Origin of the sequence: Rickettsia finnyi (genome assembly GCF_049668125.1) — a bacterium.
GTDB classification, from domain to species: Bacteria; Pseudomonadota; Alphaproteobacteria; order Rickettsiales; family Rickettsiaceae; genus Rickettsia; species Rickettsia kotlanii.
In genome coordinates, this window is the sequence record NZ_CP187160.1 from 720,374 (window position 1) to 743,551 (window position 23,178).

Consider the following 23,178-nt stretch of genomic DNA (forward strand, 5'->3'; position numbering starts at 1 on the left):
AAGTTCACCAAAAGCGAGTGTTGCGAATAGATTGTTTTCATGATCATTCATCATAGTGTTTGCTTTTTTTTAAATTAGTTGAAATTATTATTTTTATACAATTCCTAACTAATTCTTAAAAAATTGAAATATATCAAAATATTGGAATTATAATTATACACAATATTTTTAATTTTTGCAAATAAATAGTTAATTTTTAACTATTTATTAGACTTTGGATAAAACAAAACGAGGAGTAAACAGATTAGAAGACTGATATTTAAGAGTAGATTATACTCTGTCATAGAAATACCAAAGATTTTGATGGCGGGTTTCGTGCAGGACGTGATTGGCTGCGAGTAGAACATTTGTTTGATGTGGTGTATAGACAAGCCTTTCGGGATGTGCATCATTGATGAACAAAGAGCACTTGGTTGTACTATGCCTCTTTCTACGAAGCTATGATAGGTTGATAATATGCAAGAGCTAAAGATAGTTAGGAGAATGAATATTAAAGTATACTTACTTAACTTTCGGATGATTAAAGCAGTTAAGCAAATTTTGATTAGGGTTAAATAGGGGAATCGTTCGTAAACACATAAAGGACAGGGTGTATAATGGAATATATATTCAGCAATATAAGCGGTAGCAAGTGCTATTATAGAAATTGCAATCAGTCCTAAATGTAGAACTTTATAGCTATCTTTTTTAATGTAATTTATAGTAGTATTAAATGGCATGGTTTTTTGTTTTTAATGTCATTACGAGCGACTGCCAGGAGCGTGGCAATCTCAGGAAGTTTGATGCGATCGCCACGTCGCTTTGCTCCTCGCAATGACGGTGTTTAATTTGATATTTTACAAATAAATAAATTTAGTATATTGTCACTGATTATTAATTAAAGTGCAAGAAAAATCAATGTCAGAAATTTGGGAAGATGCTATTAAGTCAAACGCGTGGCCTTTTGTTGAGGCTAAGAAGATATTAGACAGCTTAAACGGTAAAATTCCTGAGAAGGGGTATGTATTATTTGAAACAGGTTACGGTCCTTCAGGTTTACCTCATATCGGTACTTTTGGTGAAAATGCCCGTATGGTGATGGTACAGAAAGCATTTGAGCAATTATCCGATATTCCGACTAAACTAATTTGCTTTTCCGATGATATGGACGGGCTTCGTAAAGTACCTAGCAATATCCCAAATCCTGAAATGGTGGCACAGTATATGGATATGCCGCTTACTTCTATCCCTGATACATTCGGTGAATGTGAAAGTTATGGGCATTATATGAATGCAAAGCTTCGCTCATTTCTTGATAAATTCGGCTTTGAGTATGAATTTTATAGCAGTACTAATTGTTATAAAGCTGGTATGTTTGATGAGATGCTGATAATGGTGCTTGAGAAATATGACGAGATAATGGAGCTAATGCTACCAACTTTTAGAGAAGAGCGCAAGGCTACCTATTCACCTTTCATGCCTATATGTCCGAAAACAGGTAAGGTACTGCAAGTACCTATAGAGAAATGGGATGCTAAAGCAGGCACTGTAACGTATAAAGACGAAGCCGGTAGTTATAGCGAGGTACCGGTAACGGGAGGGCATTGCAAATTACAGTGGAAGCCGGATTTTGGTATGCGTTGGGCTGCGCTTCAAGTCGATTATGAGATGTACGGCAAAGACCATTTGGCAAATGCTCGTCTTTATTCGGAAATTTGCCGAATCCTAGGAGGAAAGCCGCCAGTGCAGTTATGTTATGAGTTATTCTTAGATGAAAACGGTGAGAAAATATCAAAATCAAAAGGTAATAGTATTAGCGTTGATGATTGGCTTAAATATGCTCCTGTTGAAAGTATGGCATTATTTATGTATCAAAATCCGACTAGAGCTAAGCGTTTGTTTTTTGATGTAATTCCTAAAAATGTTGATGAATATATTACTTTTAACCAGAAATATCATTTAGAAGAGGATAGGGCAAAGTGTTTTGCAAATCCCGTTTATCACATCCATCACGGAAATGTACCGAAAATTGAGACTTTTGGAATTACCTATTCGTTGCTTTTAAATCTTACTTCTGTGTGTAATCCTTCGGATAAATCGGTGCTTTGGGGATTTATTAGCAAATATGAGCCAAAAGTAACTCCAAATACTCACCCTTATCTTGACCATTTAGCAGAATTTGCTATAAGATATTATAATGACTTTATTAAAGCACATAAATCATATTTATCTCCTTCTGAAAAGCATAAGGTTATTTTGCAGGATATATTAGATATGTTATCTGATATAGCTGATCAAACCGAAGCTGAAGCAATTCAGAAAGCAATATATGATATAGGAATGAAAGCAGGATATGAAAATCTGCGTGATTACTTCAAAGATTTATATCAAATATTGCTTGGACAGAATGAAGGTCCAAGACTTGGGACTTTTATAAAGCTTTACGGGGTGCAGGAAATGAAAAAGCTGGTTGAAGAGCAGTTGTAGCCTATATATCATTCCCGCATGGGTATCTAAGCGTCATTGCGAACGAACGAAGTAAGTGTGGCAATTTCAAGAAGTTTGACGAGATTGCCGTGTTGCTTCTCGCTCCTCGTAATGACGTTAAAATAAAAACTATTAACAAATGAATGAAATTTTTTGTAGTACGTTACCTATTTTTTTAATTACGCTGCTTGGTAGTATTATCAAAAATAAATGGTTAACTTCAGAAGAATTTTGGCGTGGTATTGAGAAATTATCGTATTTTGTACTATTTCCTGCCATGCTGTTTAATTACGTATCTACTGCCGATTTAAGTGTTGCATCCATAATTAAATTAGTAGTGGCTCTTATTATATCCACTATTCTTGTATCAATCGGTCTTATAATTTACCAAAAAAAATACAACATAGATAAAGTCCAATTTACTTCCATTTTTCAAGGATCGATTCGTTATAATAGCTACATTTTTTTTGGGGTAAGTAGTCCCTTGCTTGGTTCTAGCGGGCTTTCAATCGTTGCCGTTATTTCTTCTTATATGATTATTTTTACCAATATTTTATCGGTAATGATTTTCGCTTATTATATCCCTAATAAATCCGTTACTAATACTATTAGCACTAGTTTTGTTTTAATGATGAAATTAATTGTACGTAATCCGTTAATTATCGCAAGTTTAGTAGGATTCATTTTTAATTACTTAAATCTTGAATTACATTTAGGGCTTAAGAAAATGTTAGATAGCCTTTCTAATGCCGCTTTAGCTATCGGTATGCTAAATGTTGGGGCAGGGCTTAATTTTACTATTAGACAAGAGCTTTTACATAATGTAATGTTTACAAGCTTTGTTAAATTAGTTGTATTTCCTCTAGTTAGTGTAGTAGTACTATGGTTAATGTCTATTGACGGATTAGATAGATCGGTAGGAATATTATATAGCTGCCTTCCATGTGCGAGTACGGCTTATGTTTTATCTCGTCAACTTGACGGTGATCCTGATTCTATGGCGTCGATTATAACATTTACTACTTTTTTCTCGGTAGTTACTATATCAATTATTATGTATATAATGGGGTGAATTTACCACGTCATTGCAAGCGACTGAAAGGAGCGTGGCAATCTCAGGAATATTGCCTGAGATTGCTTCGTCGACGCCTATTGCGTCTGCTCGCAATGACGAAAAACCAAAACAAACAAATAAAACAGGAATTTCTAAAATGGATGAAATGAATAAAATAAATTATGCTGAGGCTCTTGAATATCATGAAAAAGATAAGCCTGGTAAGATCGCTATTTCTGCAACAAAGTCTTTAGTTACTCAGCAAGATTTATCACTTGCTTATTCCCCAGGGGTTGCAGCTCCTTGCCTTGAAATTGCTAAAAATTTAGAGGATGTATATAAATATACTGCTCGTGGTAATTTAGTTGCCATAATCTCTAACGGTACTGCCGTACTTGGGCTTGGTAATTTAGGAGCTGCTGCTTCAAAACCGGTGATGGAAGGTAAAGCGGTACTATTCAAAAAATTTGCTGATATTGATGCAATTGACTTGGAAGTGAATACGGAAGACCCTGAAGAATTTATTAATGCCGTGAAGTATCTTAGTTATAGTTTTGGGGGTATTAATCTTGAAGATATTAAAGCTCCGGAATGTTTTATTATAGAAGAAAAATTAAAATCTTTAATGGATATACCGGTCTTTCATGACGATCAGCATGGAACAGCGATTATTACCGCCGCAGGGCTAATAAATGCTGCGTATCTTACTAATCGCAAGTTTGAAGATTTAAAAATCGTAGTTAACGGAGCAGGTGCAGCAGCTATTGCTTGCATTGATTTATTAATTGCTCTTGGAGCTGATAAATCAAAGATTATTGTATGTGATACTAAAGGGGTTGTTTACAAAGGACGCCTAGAAGGTATGAATAAATGGAAAGAGCTATATGCAAGTGATACCAAGTTTAGAACTTTAGCGGAAAGCTTAAATAACGCTGATGTATTTATAGGGTTATCGGTAAAAGGGGCAGTAACTAAAGATATGGTGAGTAGAATGGCAAGTAATCCGATTATTTTTGCTATGGCTAACCCTGATCCGGAAATTACTCCGGAAGATATAAAACTTGTGCGCGATGATGCGATTATAGCAACAGGGCGATCTGATTATAATAATCAGATTAATAATGTTATGGGATTTCCTTATATTTTTAGAGGAGCATTAGATGTAAGAGCTAAGACTATTAATACGGAAATGAAAATAGCTGCAGCAAAAGCCATTGCAGATTTAGCTCGTAGACCTGTACCGGAAGAGGTATATAAAGCTTACTCAGGGCGTAGGATGGTTTTTGGTAAGGAATATATCATTCCTGTACCGTTTGATCCTCGTTTAATTACTGTAGTAGCAGCAGCGGTTGCTGTTGCTGCAATAGAAAGCGGCGTTGCTAGGGTTAAAGATTTTAGTATAGGTAAATATAAGAAAGCATTAGGTAGCAGATTAAATCCTACTGCTAACTATATGAATTTCTTAGCTGAAAAAATTCATAATGCACCGCTTAAACGGATTGTTTTTGCTGAAGGTGAAGAAGAAGAAGTAATTTCTGCCGCTCTTATGATGCGAGATAAGAAATATGGTCATCCGATTATAATTGGTCGTGTTGAACGCATTGAGGCTATGTTAAAAAAGATAGGTCAAGATATTAGCTTAGACGGAATTCAAATAATGAATGCGGCCTTAAGCGATAGTTTAGAGAAATATACTGATTATTTATATAAAAGACTTCAGAGAAAAGGTTATTTATACCGTGATTGTGCAAAGCTTGTTAAAACTGATAAGAATATTTTCGCTGCTTGTATGTTAGCATGCGGTGACGGTGATGCTCTTTTAACCGGTGTTACGAAAAGTTATATCGATAGTTTAGAAGATATCATGAAAGTCATTTCACCAAAAACTAATCGTAGCATCCTTGGCTATTCAATTATGATTGCTAAAGATAATAATATTATTATTGCCGATAATTGTATTACGGAATATCCAAACAGCTGGGAACTTGCACAAATAGCAGCCCAAACTGCAGAAATTGCTAAAAATATGGGAATCACGCCTCGTGTTGCACTTCTTTCTTTTTCAACATTCGGTAATTCTTCTAAGGCAAAAACAGCTCGTATTCGTGAAGCAGTAAATATACTAGATAATTTTAGCAAAGACAAAGAAGAGCTGAGCGGCATGAAGGTAGATTTTGAATATGACGGAGAGATGTCGGTTAAAGTGGCTTTAGATGGTGATTTACGTAAATTATATAAATTTTGTAGATTATCAGGATCTGCAAATGTATTAATTATGCCTGGTTTAAATTCAGCTGCTATTTCTACTGAGTTGTTACAAGAATTTTCGTCAAACAGCTTTATAGGTCCTATAACAAACGGTTTTGAAAAACCCGTTCAAATACTTCAAGCTACAGCAACAGCTAATGAAATACTAAAAATAGCAACTTTTGCTTGCGTTGAAGCTATAAAAGAGTTGTAATTACTATATCTTTAAAATCAATTAACTTGTGAGAGGTAAAGTGGTGTCGATTACAGAACTTCATAAAAATATACAAGAAATTACAAAAGATTTACGAAAACATGATCCTCAAATACCTGATACCAGTAAAAAACTGTTAGCGTCTAGAGAAAATTGTGAAGATCTAATACATTCTGATTTAGGAAAGCCTGTACGAAATAAACCGCTTTCTTTTGATGAAGAGTTAAAGAAAAAAGTTCAAAGCAGAGATAAGTAAAGGATTCTTTCGAGCAGCAAACAAAGAGTACAGAAGAAAAAATAGATAATCATGCAAAACGTATAGAAGAATTAAAGCAAAAACAGAAAGAACTAGAAGAGAGGAAAAAGGGGCTTGAAGAAAAAAAAGCTAATTCTAATATTACTAGAGAAGAAAGATGGGAAATCGCTGCAGAATTAGAAGCTATTAATAATCAATTTAAGGCTATAGAAAAAGAACATAATAATATTAATAGTGCTTCCGATAGAGCAAAAAAGTTGGATAATAAAAATCAACACTTAACTTCTACAAAAAGAGAGCTGACAGCTGCAGATTTACAGCAACAAGGAGCATTAGCAGCTATAAAACGTATGAAAGAAGAGAAGATAAAGCAGTAGCTGTTAATCAATCTTCAAAAAATACTCCAACTATGCAGCGGTACTATATCGATGCCGCCTCCAATGTCTGGAAGCGGTATTCCTATTCCCCCCATCGCCTCCGCCACCACCTATATCAATTTCAAAAACTATAAAAAAAGAGGCAAAGGATATTGCTAAACAAATGCCTCTCAAGGAGGAGATAAGCATAAAGAAGAACTAGCAAAAGCTATGAAAGCACGAAGAGAAAAAATAGAAAAGCAACACTCAGGAAGAGGAAGGTAATTATTATAGTATCATAATGGCTCTTTTTTCAAATTTTATCATAAAATGAGCTGTTAGGCTCTATGAAGATTTCTAAGAAGATTTAATTTTGGTTATTTTTTGCTGCAAATTATAAGGTTTCTTTGAAATAGGAGTAGCTATTCTTTTAAAAATCTTATTAATTTTCGCTAAAAAATACCTCAAAATAGCAAATCAATTAGAAATTTTTATAGAGCCTAGCGAATTAAAACGATTTTACAATTTAATTACAGTTTAGCCCAAATTTTATCTGCAGTATATATATTATATAGGATAGTCTGTAATTAATCCTAGGCTAATGCAAGCTCTGTCACCAAGAGATAAGTCAAATTGTTCTATTTCTTTCTTTAAGCGTCCAATTTCTATAGCTTGATCAAAATCTAAGGCTACAATTTTATTTATTGAAGCTGAGATCATTTCTTTACTTTGAATAAAAGATATGTTCAATTTTTTATCTAGTTCAGCTACTACTTCTGCTATATTTACTGTAGACATAATAGATAACGGTAATAATTCTTCGACCTTGTCACTACCAGTTTCTGAGTTAAATAATGCAAGTAAAGCAGATGAATCTAAAATATATTTATTCATTATTAAATTCCTTTCTTCTTGATTCAATTCAAGAGTCAACTAATGATATGTTATCTTTATTTCTAGATTTTACTAATGCTTGAAATTCTTTAATTTTATTTTTTAGAGGAATCAATGTTAATTCTTTATCAAGTATTAGCATTAACTGATCTCCTGAAGCAAGATGTAATTGATCACGAATTTTTGCAGGAATATTTATTCTGCCATTTTCAGATATAGTAACTTTATAAAAGATTTCTATATTGAAATTATGCTGTAGTTGTTCCTATTTCAAAAAAATCTTATAATTTGTAGACACAAAGAGTAAAAATAGATTAAATTAATTTTCTTTCACACAGCCTAAATAGTTGGTATCATATGATGTTGCTACAAAAAGAAAATATTATATGTCTAATTCAGCTTTTTTAGTTGCATTTTTTACAACGATTATCCGTTATTATGATTATGCTCTATTCGGTTTATCAGCTAGTATTCTTGCACAAAATTTCTTACCTAATATAGAGCAGGATAAACAACTACTCAGTTTTTTTGCTATTCTTAGTGCAGTCGTTATAGTACGACCTTTAGGGTCCTTAATTTTTGGATTTATCGGGGATAAATACGGGCGTACTAAATCTATCAAGATATCAATGTGCATGAGTAGCATTTCTACCGGATTAATTGCTATTACTCCTTCCTTTGAGATAATAGGTATTTTTGCTACGGTAATACTAACATTATGTCGAATGTTTTTTTTAGCAAGCCTTGCCGGAGAAGTTGACGGAATAAAGGTTTATGTAGCTGAGAAAACAGGAGATAATCGGAAAAATTTAAATATAGGAATAGTTTCATGCTGTAGCCAAATAGGTGCATTACTTGCGGCTATAGCTTATTATTACGCTAGTAATTCCGATATCCAATATTTATGGCGTTTTAATTTCTTTATTGGTGCAATATTTGGTTTATTTGCTATTTTGATGAGAAATTTTTTTAAAGAAAGTAGCGAATTTTTAAGAACGTCATCAAAAAGTACCTTGCAGCAAATTATATGGAATAATAAATTATCCGTTATAATAGCATTACTAATAAATGGTGCTATTGGAGGAGTGTATCACTTTTTAGTAATTTTCTTAGGAGTTTTTTTAACAAAAATAGCTTTTATAAATCATCCTGAAATAAGATTTATAAATATAGCTCTTACTGCTACCTATGGAATATCAGCTGTTTTTGCAGGGCTGTTTGCCGATAAAATAAACCCTTTAAGACAGATTACATGGGCTTTATTTGCCAGCATTATTGTTGCTTTAGGCATGCAAATAATGTTATGCAAACAAATATTTAATATTCTCTGTCCCATTATATTAATAGGACTTGCAGCATTTTATGCAGTACCGCTACAAATTATTGTTCAATCCTTATTTAAGACTAATGTTAAAATGAGGCTTTATAGTCTATCACATTCTTTTGGAGGTATTATTCTATCCTCAACTACTCCTTTCTTTAGTATGTTGTTATGGCAAAATTTTAAGTCAATATCTCTAACTTTAAGCTTTTTCATATTTTTGCTTATAATATTAATGAGTACAGTGTTGGTTTTACGTAGGATGTCATCCTCACAAAAGTAAAGCCTTGTTGCATGGCTTGAAAAACCTACTCAATGTCATCCCCGCGAAAGCGGGGATCTAGAAAAATAACTTCAATATTGATACAGAATTTACATATTTGACAAAATAAACACATAAAAAACTTGTTTTTTATGTGTTTTACTGGAGTTCTGCCTCCGCGGAAATGATATAAACGAGCCATGCAACAAGACCCAAAAACAAGAATAACATCAATGGCCTTAGATATTTCTTCCGTTTTTACTGCAATCTGTAGGTTTTATGCTAGGACTACTTGAAGATTTGGAGCTTTGCTGTGCTTGTGTCCCAATTTGCTGCGCTTCTTTTGCTAAGTTTTCAAATTTGTCTTTTAAGTTTTTTGTATTGCCTTTTAGCTTTAAATCGTGAGTTATTTCGTTAATATTCAATTTTTCAGGAGTTAGATGATATATAGGCTCTTTAGATTGAGTATGTTTAGAGTGTTCTATTGCAAATTTTGTACGAGGTCTTATTAGTTCATTCTCTTTTCCTGTACCTTTCTGTTTTTCTCCCCCCATTTATCCCATTCCGCCGGTGATGTCCAGTATCTTGTTATTTTACTATCAAAGCCTTTTTCAAATTTGTTTATTAAATTTTTGGTGCTATTCTCTTTAATTTCTTTACCTCGATTTTCAAACTCAAAATTTTTCTGAGGAGTTATATAGTCAGATTGGGTATTTTCATGTTGTTTTTCTACAGTCTGTTTCTTTTCTTCTATCCAGTATTTGTTGATTTTGCTGTCAGAGTCTGCTTCAAATTTTGCTATTCTATCTTTTATACCGGTAACTGCTCCTGTAGATATTTTAGGTTGATCTTGGGTTGATTGCTTAATATGTTTCGGAGATGTATTTTTAGATAATTCATAAGTCAAAGATTCTAAATTAAATCAATTCTTTTGAACTTTTTCTATATTGGAATTTAAATATTCTATTTCGGGTCCTTTATATTCTATTATATTTTTTAATGTGGTATTAATTTCTACAAAAGATTCTTTAATCTCTTTATTAAATTTATCATCATTATTACTTATCTTACTACAATTAGTAGAAATTTTTTGAAGTTTATCTAATATATCATTAATTCTCTCATCTTGTTGAGAAGTCGATACCATACTTGCTAAAAATTCACTTCTTCCTAAATTTCTATTAATATTACTTCAATATAGAGGTATGGTAGAGGCTTTAGTATAATCTTGTGGAAATTTATCGATCTCTTCTTTAAACCTCTTTAAGAACTTTATTGTATCATCGAATAATAGGATGAGTATTCTAGGAAAGAGCAGGAGGAGTCGGTATTGCTGCCTGTATTGGATGAGTTATTGCCTCAACTTGTTTCGGGGATGTATCTTTAGATAGTTTTTCATTTTGTAGCTCAGATATATAATCATCTACTGCTTCTTTTAATTTATCTGAAACGGTACTATTTGGGGCAGGAGGCAGCATTTCGGTGTTCATCCTGCTCTAAAGCGATATTATCGCTTCTACGCTCCTCATGAGGATCAGTTAGCTTATAGTAATTTTTATTTAATAAACGAGGAACACGTGAATTATCGCTCTTTTCATATTCCTTAATTTCTTCAAATATACCTAGTGTCTTATAAATATTATCTATTTCTTCTTGAGTAAGTCTTTCATTGCTTACTTCTTTTTGTTGGATAGATTTTTGTAGTTCTTTTGTTGCCGTTAACTTATCTTTTGCTGTATTTGAATTTGATAAATTTTCGATTGTGCTAAATCAAGAGCTTCAATTAAATTAGTAGAGCTGCTTTTTCCAAATGTGGTAGATAATTCTTCTTGACTTGAGCTTATTCCTGAATCAATAGAAGAAGATCTAGAAACGGTATTAGATTTAGGATTAATATTTGCCTGTTGTACATAAGATTTGCCAGCATCTATTAATATTTTATCAGTAAATTATGCTAGTTCATTGAATGAATTTTCTAGTTTTGCAAAAAGTTCTGTTGAGGAATGTACTATTGCTGGTGATAACTTAGGTATAGAATCTTCAGGTATAGTTTTTAAAAAAGGAGAATATTTACCTATTTCTTTTTGTAGTACCGATTCATTTTGCCTGATTAAATTTGATATATTTTTAAATTTATTTGCTAATTCTTCAGATAATATATCAATCTTGTTATTGTTATTACTTCCGGCATATAAGACTAGAGCCTCCTTTATATTTTGCGAGATATTATCTGCATGATCTATTAATAACATCTTATATTGTAAATCTAATTCGCTTGAATTATTAGTATTACGGAAGTAATTTTTATTTACTGATATACTTTTGCTGAGTATATTGTTAGAAGTTTCTATAAGTTCTTTTCCCCCAGTCTCTTCTTTAAGGCTAAGCTCTACTTTTTGTTAACCATGTGTTATAGCTTGTTCGTTTTTTTGTGAGGTAAGTACTTTTTTATCTTGCTGTATATTTAAGCTCTTTTCCCCTACTTTCTGAACAACTTCTTCCATCAATTGCAATAGATTAATATTGCCCTTTATTTCTAGTTCTTGCTCATTAGTGATCGGTAATGAATTACTTAGTCTTAATCATGCTGAAAAATCTGAAGGGGATATTAGGACATCAAGTTGAGCCTTTGTTTTTCTACCTTTTCCGTCTTCCTTAAAGCCTTCAACTTTACCAATACTAATAGGTAGATTTTTTAAATAAATTTCTTTACTAGCACCCTGTATATTTTTATCATTTGTTACTTTGAAGTTAGCTTGTTGCTGAGAAACATACGGTGGTCCCGGCGTTCTAGGGTCTATTTTGTTTATTAGAGCTTCTATCAAATTAGTTGTACGTGTTACAGCTAGTTTATCTGTTTCTAAAATATTATTTAAATTAGTATTTTTTATTAAATAAAGATTTCTTATTAGCCAGTCTAATTCATTCTTATGTTTCATAATTTCCCTCTATTAATAAAAATAAACCAAAATGTAATACCATTTATATTCAATTAACAATACTAACTAATTAGTATTAATTCAATATTTTAAATCTTATTGCATTTGTGCTTCAATAATATAATTTTATCATTTATTTTATCGTCTCAATGAGTTTTTTAACTCCCTCGACTGATTTATCAAATAGTGCTTTTTCCTCTGCGGTTAACTGTAGTTCTATTACTTTTAGAACACCTTCTTTACCGATCATAATAGGCACTCCGACATATAAATCATGTACGCCGTACTCACCTTGTAAATGAGCGGCACAAGTTAGAATCTGACGTTTATCTTTTAAATATGACTCAAGCATTGCTATTGCTGAGGCTGCGGGAGCATAATAAGCAGAACCTGTTTTAAGTAATGCAACAATCTCACCGCCGCCGTTTCTAGTACGATCGATTATTTTTTCAATATTTTCATTACTTGATAAGCCCATTTTTATCAAGTCAGGTATCGGCACGCCTGATATTGTAGAATATCTTGCAAGAGGTACCATAGCATCGCCGTGACCGCCGAGAACCATGCTATTAACATTGCTAACCGATACTTTAAACTCTTCAGCAAGAAAAAGATTAAATCTTGATGAGTCAAGTACTCCTGCCATACCGATTACTTTATTGTGAGGCAATCCGCTTTCTTTAAGCATGACATATACCATAACATCAAGTGGATTGGTAATTACTATTACAAAGGCATCAGGAGCGTATTTTTTAACATTTGCTGCAACCGTTTTCATAATACCGGTGTTAATGCTAATTAAATCGTCTCTACTCATCCCTGGTTTTCTTGGTACACCGGCAGTAATAATTATAGCATCAGATCCTTCAATATCTTTATAGTCGTTTGTGCCTTTTATTTTGATATCAGACCCGGCTATTGTACCAGCTTGCATGAGATCCAATGCTTTTCCTTGCGGTACTCCTTCAGTCACATCAAATAACACGATATTGCCGAGTTCTCTAAGGCTAATTAAGTGAGCAAGCGTACCACCTATGTTACCGCTACCTATTAATGAGATTTTTGGATTTTGTTTCATTACTCCCTCTACAAATATTAAATATGCCTATTACTATATTACAAATAGATTCAAGAAAAAAGAATTTTTAAATTATATTGTTAATTGGTTAATTCGTAAAAATTAACCATTCACATTGACTTTATTAAAATAGATTAATATAATGTCGAGTCAAAAATACCATGAAACATAGAATTTTAATAAAATAACTAAAAAAAATAATTATACCTAAAATTTCTAAGTTAATAAATATTTTTAAATCTTGTATAGGGAAGGGGAGTAATACAAAAGAATGTAAAACCGCTTTAGAAATGTTTCATGATTTACGCATTAGTATTAACAATAGTCTTAATAGTACAACAGTAAAGATGTGAGTTTTGATACGGTAGATAGCCCAGAAAACAAAAGTACCATACATTATGTAACTGACTTAGCAGACCTTAAAGAGTTACTGCAAAAAGGTATTGATCTTAATATACAAGATGAGAATGGTGATACTGCTTTAGAGGTAATTTTAAAAAAGCCAACATGTTACTTGAATATGGTGCTACGGTGAAATATTACATTACTGTAGTCGTAACTCAGTAGAAAACAAAATTATTCTTTCACTATTAATGCATAACAATGCTAATACTAATTTTACAAAAGCAAATTGAGTAAGACAATGTAAAGAACCGAATGAAGAGGCAGAGCGGTTAATAAAACAAATTAAAAAAAATAGAGGGCTTAATATATCAAAGTAAAGAAGTAAAGACGTTAAGAGTATATGTTGACAGATTACAGAGCTTAAAAAATAAATATGAAAATGAAAAAGCAAAGGATAGTAGCCGAGCTGTTTTAAAAATAATATTAGATTATATTAAAAATCAATAGAATGATGGTTTAAAAGCTCAACTTGTTATTACTTGTCAAAATCTAGGGTTAATCGCAGATTATTCGGAAGTAGCTTAAGAAAATGCAGTATATTAAGTGCTTGGATGAGGCTTTTGATTTGCTTGATCAAGGATTAATAGGAGAGGATGTTCAAAATACAATAGTTTGATTCATAGCATCAGGCAATTTTTGAAAAGCACTGCTCCATGCAACAAGGTTGAGCTAGACATCATATGCCTTTTCTGAGTCATGCAATAACGCCTACGTAGCTTATGAAGATTAGGTATCAACGCAAGCAAGCCTTCGCAGAAATGGACATCCTTATCAACGTTGTATCATCTTATTATAATATTTCGATAAAACTTGTACGCCATATAGCCATAATAGACATACGATAATAAAACTAAACATCAATAAACCGGCTATGTCATTATGTACGGCGTTCGGGAAAATACTAAAGGATATGAATTGAATAATAGCACCTATTGATTTACCGATTTTAGCACCCATAACATCAACTGCAGCTTTACCTTTGGTCTTCATTTCACTATCGAGCGGAATATATACCATTTCTTTAGTAGCATCAAAAAGTGAATATTTTACGGATTTAGAAAGTATATGCCAAAGTCCGCCGATACAAACTATAACGACAAGCGGTGCACTATAGCCGAGAGTATTTACGATATTTCCTAGGTGATTTTCAAAAACCGTGAATGAAAAGAACATAACACCTGCTCCAAACATCATAATTGGTGTTATAATAGCTCCCCAAAACCAGCCGCATATTCTAATTAAACTACTGCCTAAAAACGCACTAACTAACGTGAGTACTCCCGTCCAAAAAAACACTTTACCGTGATAGGCTATAAAATCCTTTGTAGCGGGATAGAGTTGCTTTACTTTGGACATCCATAATCCTTCTATTAGGCTAATACTCATAGAATAAGACATTACAAGAAGACAAATAAAACCGAGATATCTAGAAGTTAATATCACTTTTGTACTTTCAACCAAGCTTAATTTCAATATATCCGTTCTTTGGTTTTTAAATTTAATATTTTTGTCAGCTTCTACGACTGATTTATCAATAAGTTTATGAAGAGCTAAACAAATTAATCCGGATATTAAAATAACCGTAATAAATGATTTTAAAAGAATTTCATTTGTATCGTTTAAATAAGAAAATAAAGGTAATAAAAAATGCTCACTCTTAGCAAAATAAATAATTACGGTTCCTGAGATGAGTAAATTAGTTTGTCCGAATAAAGTAAAAAATGAGTAAAATCTTGGTGCTTCTTCAACTTTAGTAATTTTATTTGCAAGCTGCCAATATAAAAGAGTAAAGACTATAACCGGCCATAATTCTCCTATAATATAAAATAATACCAAACTCCACTGTCCCCAAATTATTAAAAACCATTTTAAGTGAGGAAGAACAGTGATATAGTGCTTAATTAATTCGGGATCGGGATGAAAAAACTCTCTGTATGGAAATAAAATAAAACCAAAAATTGCGAAGAAAAATAAAAAAGTACTGGTAATTATCCTAAAAACTTGCTCTGTTGTCATAATATTACAGAGTTTAGAATAAAAAATAACAAATAAAATTCCCATCGGCATTTCGCCCCAAAGTTTGATAAAACTCAATACTTCCGAGCTAATTAAGGTAACAACAAAACTATCTTTAATACTACGAACTAAGTTTTGATTAAGTAGAATAAAAAACATTAGTAAAGCCATCGGGATGAACTTGGTTAATTCATACGATCTAATCGGCCATACTATATGCCTAAATTTACTGTTTCTGGCTTTATTCCAAATTGTGAAATTAGAATCCACGCTATCCATTGATTTGCTATGAGCTTATTTTTTTTAGTACCGGATAGTTTTTAAAAATGTTATGTTTTTGCAAGGCTTAGAGCTTTATAGGTCATTCCCGCATATGCGGGAATGACCTCAAACGCTTTTCAGAAACTGTCCGGCTATATTATTTTTATGCACCCTAGACTATAATAAAAACTATGTCAAGATTTTTTAAAATAGTCTCATATATTGTTGTTAATTACATTTGTTATACTCAATCGCTGCTTTAATAAACTGAATAAATAACGGATGAGCTTCAAAAGGTTTAGATTTAAATTCTGGATGAAATTGTACTCCTACGAACCAACGCAGTAGCGGTAGTTCAATTATTTCTACAATCTCTTCATCTTTTGAAAAACCGCTAAATACTATTCCGTGTTTTTCAAAAATATTTTGAAATTCATTATTAAATTTATATCTATGACGATGTCTCTCATTTATTTCAAGGCTTTTATAAGCATTAGCTGCAATGGTACTTGCGACCAAACTACAAGGATAAGAGCCAAGCCTCATAGTCTTTTTTACATTTTCAACTGTTATTTTGGAGTCTTCACAGTTTTTATTTATTTTCTCAATAATTTTTGTACCGTCTACTTTAAATTCTTCCGTTACTGCATCTTTAATACCGATTAAATTCTGAGCTATTTCGATCGTCGCAAGTTGCATACCGAAACATATTCCAAAAAAAGGTATGTTATTAGTACGGGCATATTTTATTGCTATAATTTTTCCTTTAGTCGCCCGTTCTCCAAATCCGCCTGGTACTAAAATCCCATCTATATCTAATAATTTTTTATTAATATTCTCTTCAGTTAGATTTTCAGCATTTATCCATACTAGATCAATTTTGTATTTGTAATAAATACCTGCATGATCAAGTGCCTCGATTACTGATTTATAAGCATCTTTTAATTTATGATATTTAGCTATTATAGCGATTCTTACTTTTGAATTAGAATCTTTTAGCCTATTAATTATATCATGCCATTTATCTAATTTAGACGGCATGACATTAATATTAAAAAATTTTAATACTTTATTGTCAAGACCTGAATTATGATATGCCATCGGTACTAAATATATATTTTTTTGATCTATTGCCGGGACAACATACTCAGATTCTATATTACACAATAAAGCTATTTTATCTATTTTACCTTTTGAAATGTTACGTTCTGCACGACACACTAGTATATTAGGTGAAATACCTATAGCGCGTAATGCTTTAACTGAGTGTTGGGTAGGTTTTATTTTTAATTCACGGGCGGTTTTAACATAAGGTAATAATGTTAAATGAATAAATAAACAATTTTTGCTTTTTAATTTGTTACCAATTTGCCTTATAGCTTCAAAAAACGGTAGACCTTCAATATCACCGACTGTACCGCCTATTTCACAAATAATAAAATCAAAATCCTTGGTATTTGAAAGTATAAAATCTTTTATTATATTTGTAACATGCGGGATGATTTGAACAGTAACGCCGGCGTAATTTCCTAAACGTTCATCTTTAAGTAATTTTGAGTATATCGCACCTGTTGTGATGCTATCAAATTTACATGCGGAAATTCCGGTAAAACGTTCATAATGTCCAAGATCTAGATCGGTTTCTGCTCCGTCATCGGTTACATATACCTCACCATGTTCGTGAGGATTCATAGTTCCCGGGTCAATGTTAAGATAAGGGTCTAGTTTTCGTATATTTACTCTAAAACCTTTCGCTTGCAATAGCATAGCAAGAGATGCTGCCGTTAGACCTTTACCAAGTGATGAAACAACGCCACCGGTAACAAAAATGAAATGTACCATTATTATAAACCTATTTACTAATATTTTCGTAAAATTTTACTGCTTTTTTTAAGTCTTCTTCCGTATCTACGGAAATAGGAACATTCTCAACTAAACATGTACCTATAGTCATGCCATTTTCAAGGGCACGTAATTGTTCTAAACGTTCTGTTTTTTCTAAAAAAGTTGGCTTAAGAGATACAAATTTTTCTAAAGCGTTTTTGCGAAAACCATACATGCCTACATGATATAAAAATTCTTCTGCACCGTTTGGAATAAGACTACGCGAAAAATACAATGCTGTCCCCGCCGAGTCAACCGCTACGGTGACATTACTACTAGATTTCACTGATCCCCTATCTACTTTTACTATTGGTGTAACAATATCGTATTCGCTGTTTTTTAAATATTCTATAATTTTCAAAATAGAGCTAGGTTCAATGAAAGGCATATCTCCCTGTACATTAACTATGTAATTAATGTTTTGATTATTTGGAATTAATTTAAAAGCTTCATAACTACGATCAGTACCGGTTGGGATAGCACTATCCGTAAATATTACTTTTCCTCCGACTTTTGTAATAACGCTTGCTATCTCTGCCGAGTCGGTCGCAACATATGTATGCTCAAGGTCCGCTTGATTTACTTGTTTGAATACCCGCTCGATTAAAGTTATAGAGCCGATAAGCTGCAGTGGTTTTTGTTTAACCCTAGTTGAACTTAGCCTTGAGGGGATAATTATAGCCACGTCCTGATGCTGCATAAACTTTACATTTAAATTAAAAAAAATTGTTGACAGATTAGCCTTTTTGGGCGATAAAGTAAAACATAATTTTTGAATATATGCAATATATTTAAGAGCTCGTAGCTCAGTCGGTAGAGCATTTGACTTTTAATCAAAGGGTCCCGGGTTCGAATCCCGGCGAGCTCACCATACTTCTATACTGTGGGTTTGTAGCTCAGCTGGTTAGAGCACACGCCTGATAAGCGTGAGGTCGGAAGTTCAAGTCTTCTCAAACCCACCATTCAATCTGCTACAACAATAAAATCTGTATTATTATAATTATAAATCAAGGTAATCATTTATTAATATTGCTAAGTTAGGATGATATTGTCAAGCTAAGGTTTAGATTATGAAAAAATACAAATTTACTGAAAAAGAACAAGAAATACTAGATTATTTTGAACAAGATGAGCTTTTAGAGTTACCTAAAAAAGAACTAGAGAGCCAAAAAATATAGCTAAAATTGCCGCAGCTAATTTTTTTAAAAAATCGGAAAGAATTAATATTAGATTGCCTTTATATGATTTAAATCATATACAAAGAATTGCAGCACAAGAAAGAATATCTTATCAAACTCTTATTGCTAGTGTTTTATACAAATACGCGTCCGGATATTTAAAATTAGATAAACTTAGTTAATCAATACTTTTTTTATATAAATAACATTTTTTCTCAATGAGTCTTTTTAGAGGTAGAAAAAGGTTAGAGGGTAAATTATCAAGAGCAAACCACTACCAGCTTTCTACTTTATGAGGCTTAAGATTCTGTAATTTATGCTCATTTAAACAATGAGCTTTAAGGAAAAGCAAGACGTAATGCTTTTGTTCTTTTTCAAAAATATCGTTAGTCACCGCTATCAATTGTAGGTTTTCAATGATCAGATTTGTTTCTTCTAAAATTTCACGGATAGCACATTCTTCAAATGTTTCTCCAAATTCTAAATGTCCACCGACAGGAGCATAACTAGACTCACCATGGGAACTAATACGTTTACCTAATAAAATTTCATTCCTATTATTAAAGATTAAAATACCGATATTACGTAGATGGTTAGTCATAACTATTAACTCCTTATTAATATCGTATGTTAGCTTCTAAAGCAAATAAAAAAACATTGCTTATTTAAATATCGTGAGCTATTTGTAGATTATATTTAATATTTACCTGTAGTTATGAATTCTACCAATCAATTACAAAATAATAGCTTAACTCATTCTTGGCTTAAGCTTGGTATTTTATCCTTGGGATTCGCGGGTTTATATTCAATTATTTTGGTGGTACTACGTACCCCGCAATTATCAAGCTTTTTCCTAAATCCGCATATTTTCAAATCTGCTTTAATTATTCATGTTAATTTATCGGTATTGATTTGGTTATTGTCGGTTACGGCTAGTGTTTGGGGGGGTGAAACGTCATTGCGAGGAGAGGCAAAACCTCGACACGGCAATCTCATGAAACAATACAAAATTCCTGAGATTGCTACGTTTTCTACATTCGCTCGTAATGACGTGTTCCGCCTTTACCCCAAACTTGCTTTTCTAGCTACTCTTCTAATCGCCATCTCCCCAATAGCCGGGCATAATCCGGTGATGAATAATTATATACCGATACTTGAAAATATCGTATTTATTTTGGGGTTAAGCTTATTTGGTGTTACGTTGCTATTGTACGCTATAAATATTTTATATTTCTTCGACTGGACGAACTTAAATAGTCTAGTTAATTTTACCGTATTATCGACTATTATAATGTTTATTTTAAGCTTTGTTTGTTTTGGATGGTCTTATAATGGCTTGCAAAATATCATTCAAATTATTCCAATCGAGATAGAATTTTATTATGAATTACTTTTTTGGAGCGGAGGTCATTTACTGCAATTTATATATACTCAAATATTAATATTTATTTGGGTTAGTTTATTTAGAGAGTTAATAGCTAGAGAATTGAAATTTCAAAAATTCTATCTTTTCTTACTTTATTTAAATTTTATTTTCGGAATTCTTACACTTTTCGGTCATATATTTTATGATATTATCGATGGAGCCTTCAAAGTATTCTATACAAATCATATGAAATATCTAGGCGGCATTGCTCCTGTTTTATGTTTAATAGGTATGGGGGTTGAGTCGGTGTGGGTATTTGTTATCCTACGGCTTGATCGCGAAATCCAAACAAAATATCAGAATAATGTTATCGATCTCGCGGTCAAGCCACGGGATGACACGGTTACAATAAATGACAGAGTAATCAAAACTATCTTACTTTGCTCTATTACTGTATTCTTACTTGGCGGGCTTATAGCACTGAATATCACAGATATAAATGTAGCAATTCCTGCTCATTATCACGGGTCTATAGTAGGGATTAGCATTGCTTGTATGGGGTGTAGTTATTTGGGTATTGGGAGGTATCAACGTCATTGTGAGCAATTAAAAAGAGCGTGGCAATCTCATGAGGTAATACAAAAACTCCCTGGATTGCTGCGTCGGGACTTCGTGCCTCCTCGCAATGACAATATTATTAATTTTACATTTTACTTCCTAACATTCGGGCAGATTTTGCACATACTAGGTCTAGCATTCGCCGGTGGTTACGGTGTTATGCGGAAAGACCCAAATAGTGTAATGCCGATGTCAGCTAAGCTATTAATAGGAATGATGGGCGGAGGCGGGTTTATTGCTATAGTAGGCGGCTTGATGTTTGTATATATTTGTGTTAAAGTAATGTTTTTTAAAAGTATAAAACTAGCACATGAGTAAACCAACTAGAGAAGAAGCTAAAGAGGCAGTAAGAACGTTAATAAAATTCATTGGTGAAGATCCAAGCAGAGAAGGGCTGCTTAAAACGCCTGATAGAGTAATTAATAGCTACGCAGAAATATTTTCCGGTTATGGAAAGGATGTAGCAGAAATATTAAATACCAAGTTTTATGAAACTTGTAATTTTCAAGATTCTGTCTTACTGAATATAAAATTTACCTCTTTCTGTGAACATCATATATTACCTTTTAACGGTACAGTAGATATAGCTTATGTTCCTGATAATTGTATTGTCGGCATAAGTAAGCTAGCACGAATAGTAAATATTTTTGCTAGAAGACTACAAATCCAAGAAAAAATGACGGTACAGATAGCAGAAAGCGTGCAGGAGAATTTAAAGCCGCTTGGCGTTGCCGTTAAGATTTCTGCCGTACATAGCTGTATGTCAATGCGTGGCGTAATGCAAGATAATAGCGTTATGAATACCATGCATTATACGGGTATATTTGCCGAACAGCAGAAATATCGTCATGAGTTTTTAAACCTTACTACTAAAAGGTGATACGTTATTAATGTCATTTCTGTGGAAGTGGGAATCCAGTAATTTTGTCATACCGCAACTTGATCGCGGTATCCAGAAAAAAAATTTAAAAAAACTGGATCCCGTGCAAGCCACGGGATGACACAGTAAATGATTATAAATATAGCAAGAAAGTAAATAAAATATGTTATTATCAAAATATTTTTTACCTGTGTTAAAGGAAGAGCCAAGTGAAGCTCAAGTGACTTCGCATAAATTAATGCTTAGAAGTGGAATGATTAGGCAGCAAGCAGCAGGGATTTATACTTGGCTTCCGCTTGGCTTAAAAGTATTGAAGAATATCGAGAATATAGTACGCTTAAATATGAATAAAGCGGGAGCTTTGGAAGTTCTAATGCCTTGCATTCAGCCGGCACATTTATGGATGGAATCGGGACGTTTTGATAATTACGGTAAAGAAATGCTGAAATTTCAAGATCGCCACGATAATATTTTACTATTCGGTCCTACTAACGAAGATATGATTACAGATATTTTTCGTCATAATATTAAGTCATATAAGGATTTGCCGAAAAATCTTTATCATATCCAATGGAAATTTCGTGATGAGATTAGACCTCGTTTTGGTGTTATGAGAGGACGAGAGTTTTTAATGAAAGATGCTTATTCTTTTGATATAAATGAAGAAAATGCCGTTAAAACCTATAATCAAATGTATAAGGCTTATATCAATGTTTTCAGGGATTTAGGTGTGTTTGCTATCCCTGTTATTGCCGATAACGGTCCGATCGGTGGCAATTTAAGCCATGAGTTTCATATAATCGCTGAAACTGGTGAAAGTACTATTTATTACGATAAAAAATTTAAGACATTAAAAGATAATCCTGATATCGGCGTAGAGGAAATTAAAAGTTGGTACGCGGCAGCTGAAGAAAAACATGAAGTAAATAAATTACCTATATCTGAACAAGAAATAACCAGCAGTAAAGGAATAGAAGTCGGGCATATTTTTTATATAGGCTCAAAATATTCGGTTAATATGAATGCACTTATTAATGATGAGCATGGTAAACTAACTCCTATAGAAATGAGTTCTTACGGCATAGGCATTTCAAGGTTAGTTGCGGCTATCATAGAAGCAAATTGCGATGAGAAAGGTATCATATGGCCTTCTAGTGTTGCTCCTTTCAAAGTTTCTCTAATTAATTTAAATATTCATGATAGTAAATGCGTAGAGCTTGCGGGAATGGCTTATAAAGAGCTATCAGATAAAAATATAGCAGTGCTATATGACGATACCGAAGCACGTCCAGGCAGTAAATTTGCAACGCATGATCTTATAGGCTCACCTCATCAAATTATAATTGGTCCTAAAAAAGCCGCAAATAATATTGTTGAATTAAAAGATCGTAAAAGTGGTGTTATAGAAGATATTGAGGTAGGTAGTCTAATGAGTGTATTGTAAAATAAAGAGATATACGTCATTACGAGGAAATTGCATAGC

General features: G+C 32.7%; 22 protein-coding genes, 2 tRNA genes and 1 pseudogene. 11 read left to right on the top strand and 14 right to left on the bottom strand.

Translation table 11 applies throughout. The annotated features are described in order from the left end of the window. Positions 1-200 precede the first annotated feature (200 nt). Positions 201-719 (bottom strand): disulfide bond formation protein B, encoded by a 519-nt coding sequence (locus tag ACPKKV_RS04005; protein WP_392506327.1) that lies wholly within the window; start codon positions 717-719, stop codon positions 201-203. 178 nt (positions 720-897) lie between these two features. Between ACPKKV_RS04005 and ACPKKV_RS04010 the strand changes: the two genes are divergently transcribed. The 4 genes from ACPKKV_RS04010 (at position 898) to ACPKKV_RS04025 (ending at position 6,237) form a co-directional block, all read left to right on the top strand. Next, on the top strand, positions 898-2,466 hold the full coding sequence (locus ACPKKV_RS04010) for a lysine--tRNA ligase (RefSeq protein WP_392506329.1): 1,569 nt from the start codon (positions 898-900) through the stop codon (positions 2,464-2,466). A gap of 139 nt (positions 2,467-2,605) precedes the next feature. Beyond that, entirely contained in the window at positions 2,606-3,538 is a 933-nt protein-coding gene (locus tag ACPKKV_RS04015) for an AEC family transporter (RefSeq protein WP_392506331.1), read from the top strand. Between the two features lie 139 nt (positions 3,539-3,677). Then, positions 3,678-5,981, top strand: a complete 2,304-nt coding sequence (locus ACPKKV_RS04020; protein ID WP_392506943.1) for an NADP-dependent malic enzyme — start codon at positions 3,678-3,680, stop codon at positions 5,979-5,981. Positions 5,982-6,024: 43 nt separating this feature from the next. After that, positions 6,025-6,237: a hypothetical protein gene (locus ACPKKV_RS04025; RefSeq protein ID WP_392506333.1), complete on the top strand. Its 213-nt coding sequence runs from the start codon at positions 6,025-6,027 to the stop codon at positions 6,235-6,237. 886 nt (positions 6,238-7,123) lie between these two features. On the opposite strand, the pseudogene ACPKKV_RS04030 reads toward ACPKKV_RS04025, so the two are convergent. Next, positions 7,124-7,487, bottom strand: a pseudogene (locus ACPKKV_RS04030) (type II toxin-antitoxin system VapC family toxin). A gap of 28 nt (positions 7,488-7,515) precedes the next feature. Then, complete coding sequence (locus tag ACPKKV_RS04035) at positions 7,516-7,728, bottom strand: AbrB/MazE/SpoVT family DNA-binding domain-containing protein (protein ID WP_392506944.1); 213 nt, start codon at positions 7,726-7,728, stop codon at positions 7,516-7,518. A gap of 145 nt (positions 7,729-7,873) precedes the next feature. Between ACPKKV_RS04035 and ACPKKV_RS04040 the strand changes: the two genes are divergently transcribed. Next, positions 7,874-9,091 carry an MFS transporter gene (locus tag ACPKKV_RS04040; protein ID WP_392506335.1) on the top strand — a complete coding sequence of 406 codons (1,218 nt, stop codon included), beginning with the start codon at positions 7,874-7,876 and terminating at the stop codon, positions 9,089-9,091. 218 nt (positions 9,092-9,309) lie between these two features. Here ACPKKV_RS04040 and ACPKKV_RS04045 read toward each other — a convergent pair whose 3' ends face one another. The 7 genes from ACPKKV_RS04045 to mdh all read right to left on the bottom strand — a co-directional run bounded on the left by ACPKKV_RS04045 (position 9,310) and on the right by mdh (position 13,087). Next, the gene (locus ACPKKV_RS04045) at positions 9,310-9,495 is read right to left on the bottom strand and encodes a hypothetical protein (RefSeq protein WP_392506945.1); all 186 of its coding nucleotides are present in this window, start codon (positions 9,493-9,495) and stop codon (positions 9,310-9,312) included. Positions 9,496-9,578: 83 nt separating this feature from the next. Further along, the gene (locus tag ACPKKV_RS04050; RefSeq protein ID WP_392506337.1) at positions 9,579-9,977 is read right to left on the bottom strand and encodes a hypothetical protein; all 399 of its coding nucleotides are present in this window, start codon (positions 9,975-9,977) and stop codon (positions 9,579-9,581) included. A gap of 15 nt (positions 9,978-9,992) precedes the next feature. Next, positions 9,993-10,217 (bottom strand): hypothetical protein, encoded by a 225-nt coding sequence (locus ACPKKV_RS04055; protein ID WP_392506339.1) that lies wholly within the window; start codon positions 10,215-10,217, stop codon positions 9,993-9,995. 157 nt (positions 10,218-10,374) lie between these two features. Next, on the bottom strand, positions 10,375-10,560 hold the full coding sequence (locus tag ACPKKV_RS04060; protein ID WP_392506341.1) for a hypothetical protein: 186 nt from the start codon (positions 10,558-10,560) through the stop codon (positions 10,375-10,377). A 459-nt stretch (positions 10,561-11,019) separates the two neighbouring features. Further along, a complete protein-coding gene (locus ACPKKV_RS04065) occupies positions 11,020-11,322 on the bottom strand; it encodes a hypothetical protein (RefSeq protein WP_392506343.1) in 303 nt (100 codons plus the stop codon). A 330-nt stretch (positions 11,323-11,652) separates the two neighbouring features. Next, a complete protein-coding gene (locus ACPKKV_RS04070) occupies positions 11,653-12,009 on the bottom strand; it encodes a hypothetical protein (protein ID WP_392506345.1) in 357 nt (118 codons plus the stop codon). Between the two features lie 133 nt (positions 12,010-12,142). After that, the gene (gene mdh / locus ACPKKV_RS04075; protein WP_392506347.1) at positions 12,143-13,087 is read right to left on the bottom strand and encodes a malate dehydrogenase; all 945 of its coding nucleotides are present in this window, start codon (positions 13,085-13,087) and stop codon (positions 12,143-12,145) included. 349 nt (positions 13,088-13,436) lie between these two features. Here mdh and ACPKKV_RS04080 point away from each other — a divergent pair, with 349 nt between their 5' ends. After that, complete coding sequence (locus ACPKKV_RS04080) at positions 13,437-13,622, top strand: ankyrin repeat domain-containing protein (RefSeq protein ID WP_392506349.1); 186 nt, start codon at positions 13,437-13,439, stop codon at positions 13,620-13,622. Positions 13,623-14,263: 641 nt separating this feature from the next. Here ACPKKV_RS04080 and tlc2 read toward each other — a convergent pair. The 3 genes from tlc2 to ACPKKV_RS04095 all read right to left on the bottom strand — a co-directional run bounded on the left by tlc2 (position 14,264) and on the right by ACPKKV_RS04095 (position 18,353). Continuing rightward, positions 14,264-15,787 carry a nucleotide exchange transporter Tlc2 gene (gene tlc2 / locus ACPKKV_RS04085; protein WP_392506351.1) on the bottom strand — a complete coding sequence of 508 codons (1,524 nt, stop codon included), beginning with the start codon at positions 15,785-15,787 and terminating at the stop codon, positions 14,264-14,266. A gap of 210 nt (positions 15,788-15,997) precedes the next feature. Further along, positions 15,998-17,611 carry a CTP synthase gene (locus ACPKKV_RS04090; RefSeq protein WP_392506353.1) on the bottom strand — a complete coding sequence of 538 codons (1,614 nt, stop codon included), beginning with the start codon at positions 17,609-17,611 and terminating at the stop codon, positions 15,998-16,000. Positions 17,612-17,621: 10 nt separating this feature from the next. Beyond that, positions 17,622-18,353: a 3-deoxy-manno-octulosonate cytidylyltransferase gene (locus ACPKKV_RS04095; RefSeq protein WP_392506355.1), complete on the bottom strand. Its 732-nt coding sequence runs from the start codon at positions 18,351-18,353 to the stop codon at positions 17,622-17,624. 95 nt (positions 18,354-18,448) lie between these two features. On the opposite strand from ACPKKV_RS04095, the gene ACPKKV_RS04100 reads away from it, so the two are divergent. Together ACPKKV_RS04100 and ACPKKV_RS04105 are read left to right on the top strand one after the other, a co-directional pair. After that, positions 18,449-18,524, top strand: a tRNA-Lys gene (locus ACPKKV_RS04100). 14 nt (positions 18,525-18,538) lie between these two features. After that, positions 18,539-18,615, top strand: a tRNA-Ile gene (locus ACPKKV_RS04105). A gap of 490 nt (positions 18,616-19,105) precedes the next feature. On the opposite strand, the gene ACPKKV_RS04110 is transcribed toward ACPKKV_RS04105, so the two are convergent. Next, entirely contained in the window at positions 19,106-19,432 is a 327-nt protein-coding gene (locus ACPKKV_RS04110) for a nucleotide triphosphate diphosphatase NUDT15 (protein WP_392506357.1), read from the bottom strand. 114 nt (positions 19,433-19,546) lie between these two features. On the opposite strand from ACPKKV_RS04110, the gene ACPKKV_RS04115 reads away from it, so the two are divergent. The 3 genes from ACPKKV_RS04115 (at position 19,547) to proS (ending at position 23,139) form a co-directional block, all read left to right on the top strand. Then, on the top strand, positions 19,547-21,133 hold the full coding sequence (locus ACPKKV_RS04115; protein ID WP_392506359.1) for a hypothetical protein: 1,587 nt from the start codon (positions 19,547-19,549) through the stop codon (positions 21,131-21,133). After that, positions 21,126-21,695 (top strand): GTP cyclohydrolase I FolE, encoded by a 570-nt coding sequence (folE, locus tag ACPKKV_RS04120; RefSeq protein WP_392506360.1) that lies wholly within the window; start codon positions 21,126-21,128, stop codon positions 21,693-21,695. Before ACPKKV_RS04115 ends, folE begins: the two co-directional genes overlap by 8 nt. A gap of 163 nt (positions 21,696-21,858) precedes the next feature. After that, positions 21,859-23,139 carry a proline--tRNA ligase gene (proS, locus tag ACPKKV_RS04125; RefSeq protein ID WP_392506362.1) on the top strand — a complete coding sequence of 427 codons (1,281 nt, stop codon included), beginning with the start codon at positions 21,859-21,861 and terminating at the stop codon, positions 23,137-23,139. Positions 23,140-23,178: the final 39 nt, after the last annotated feature.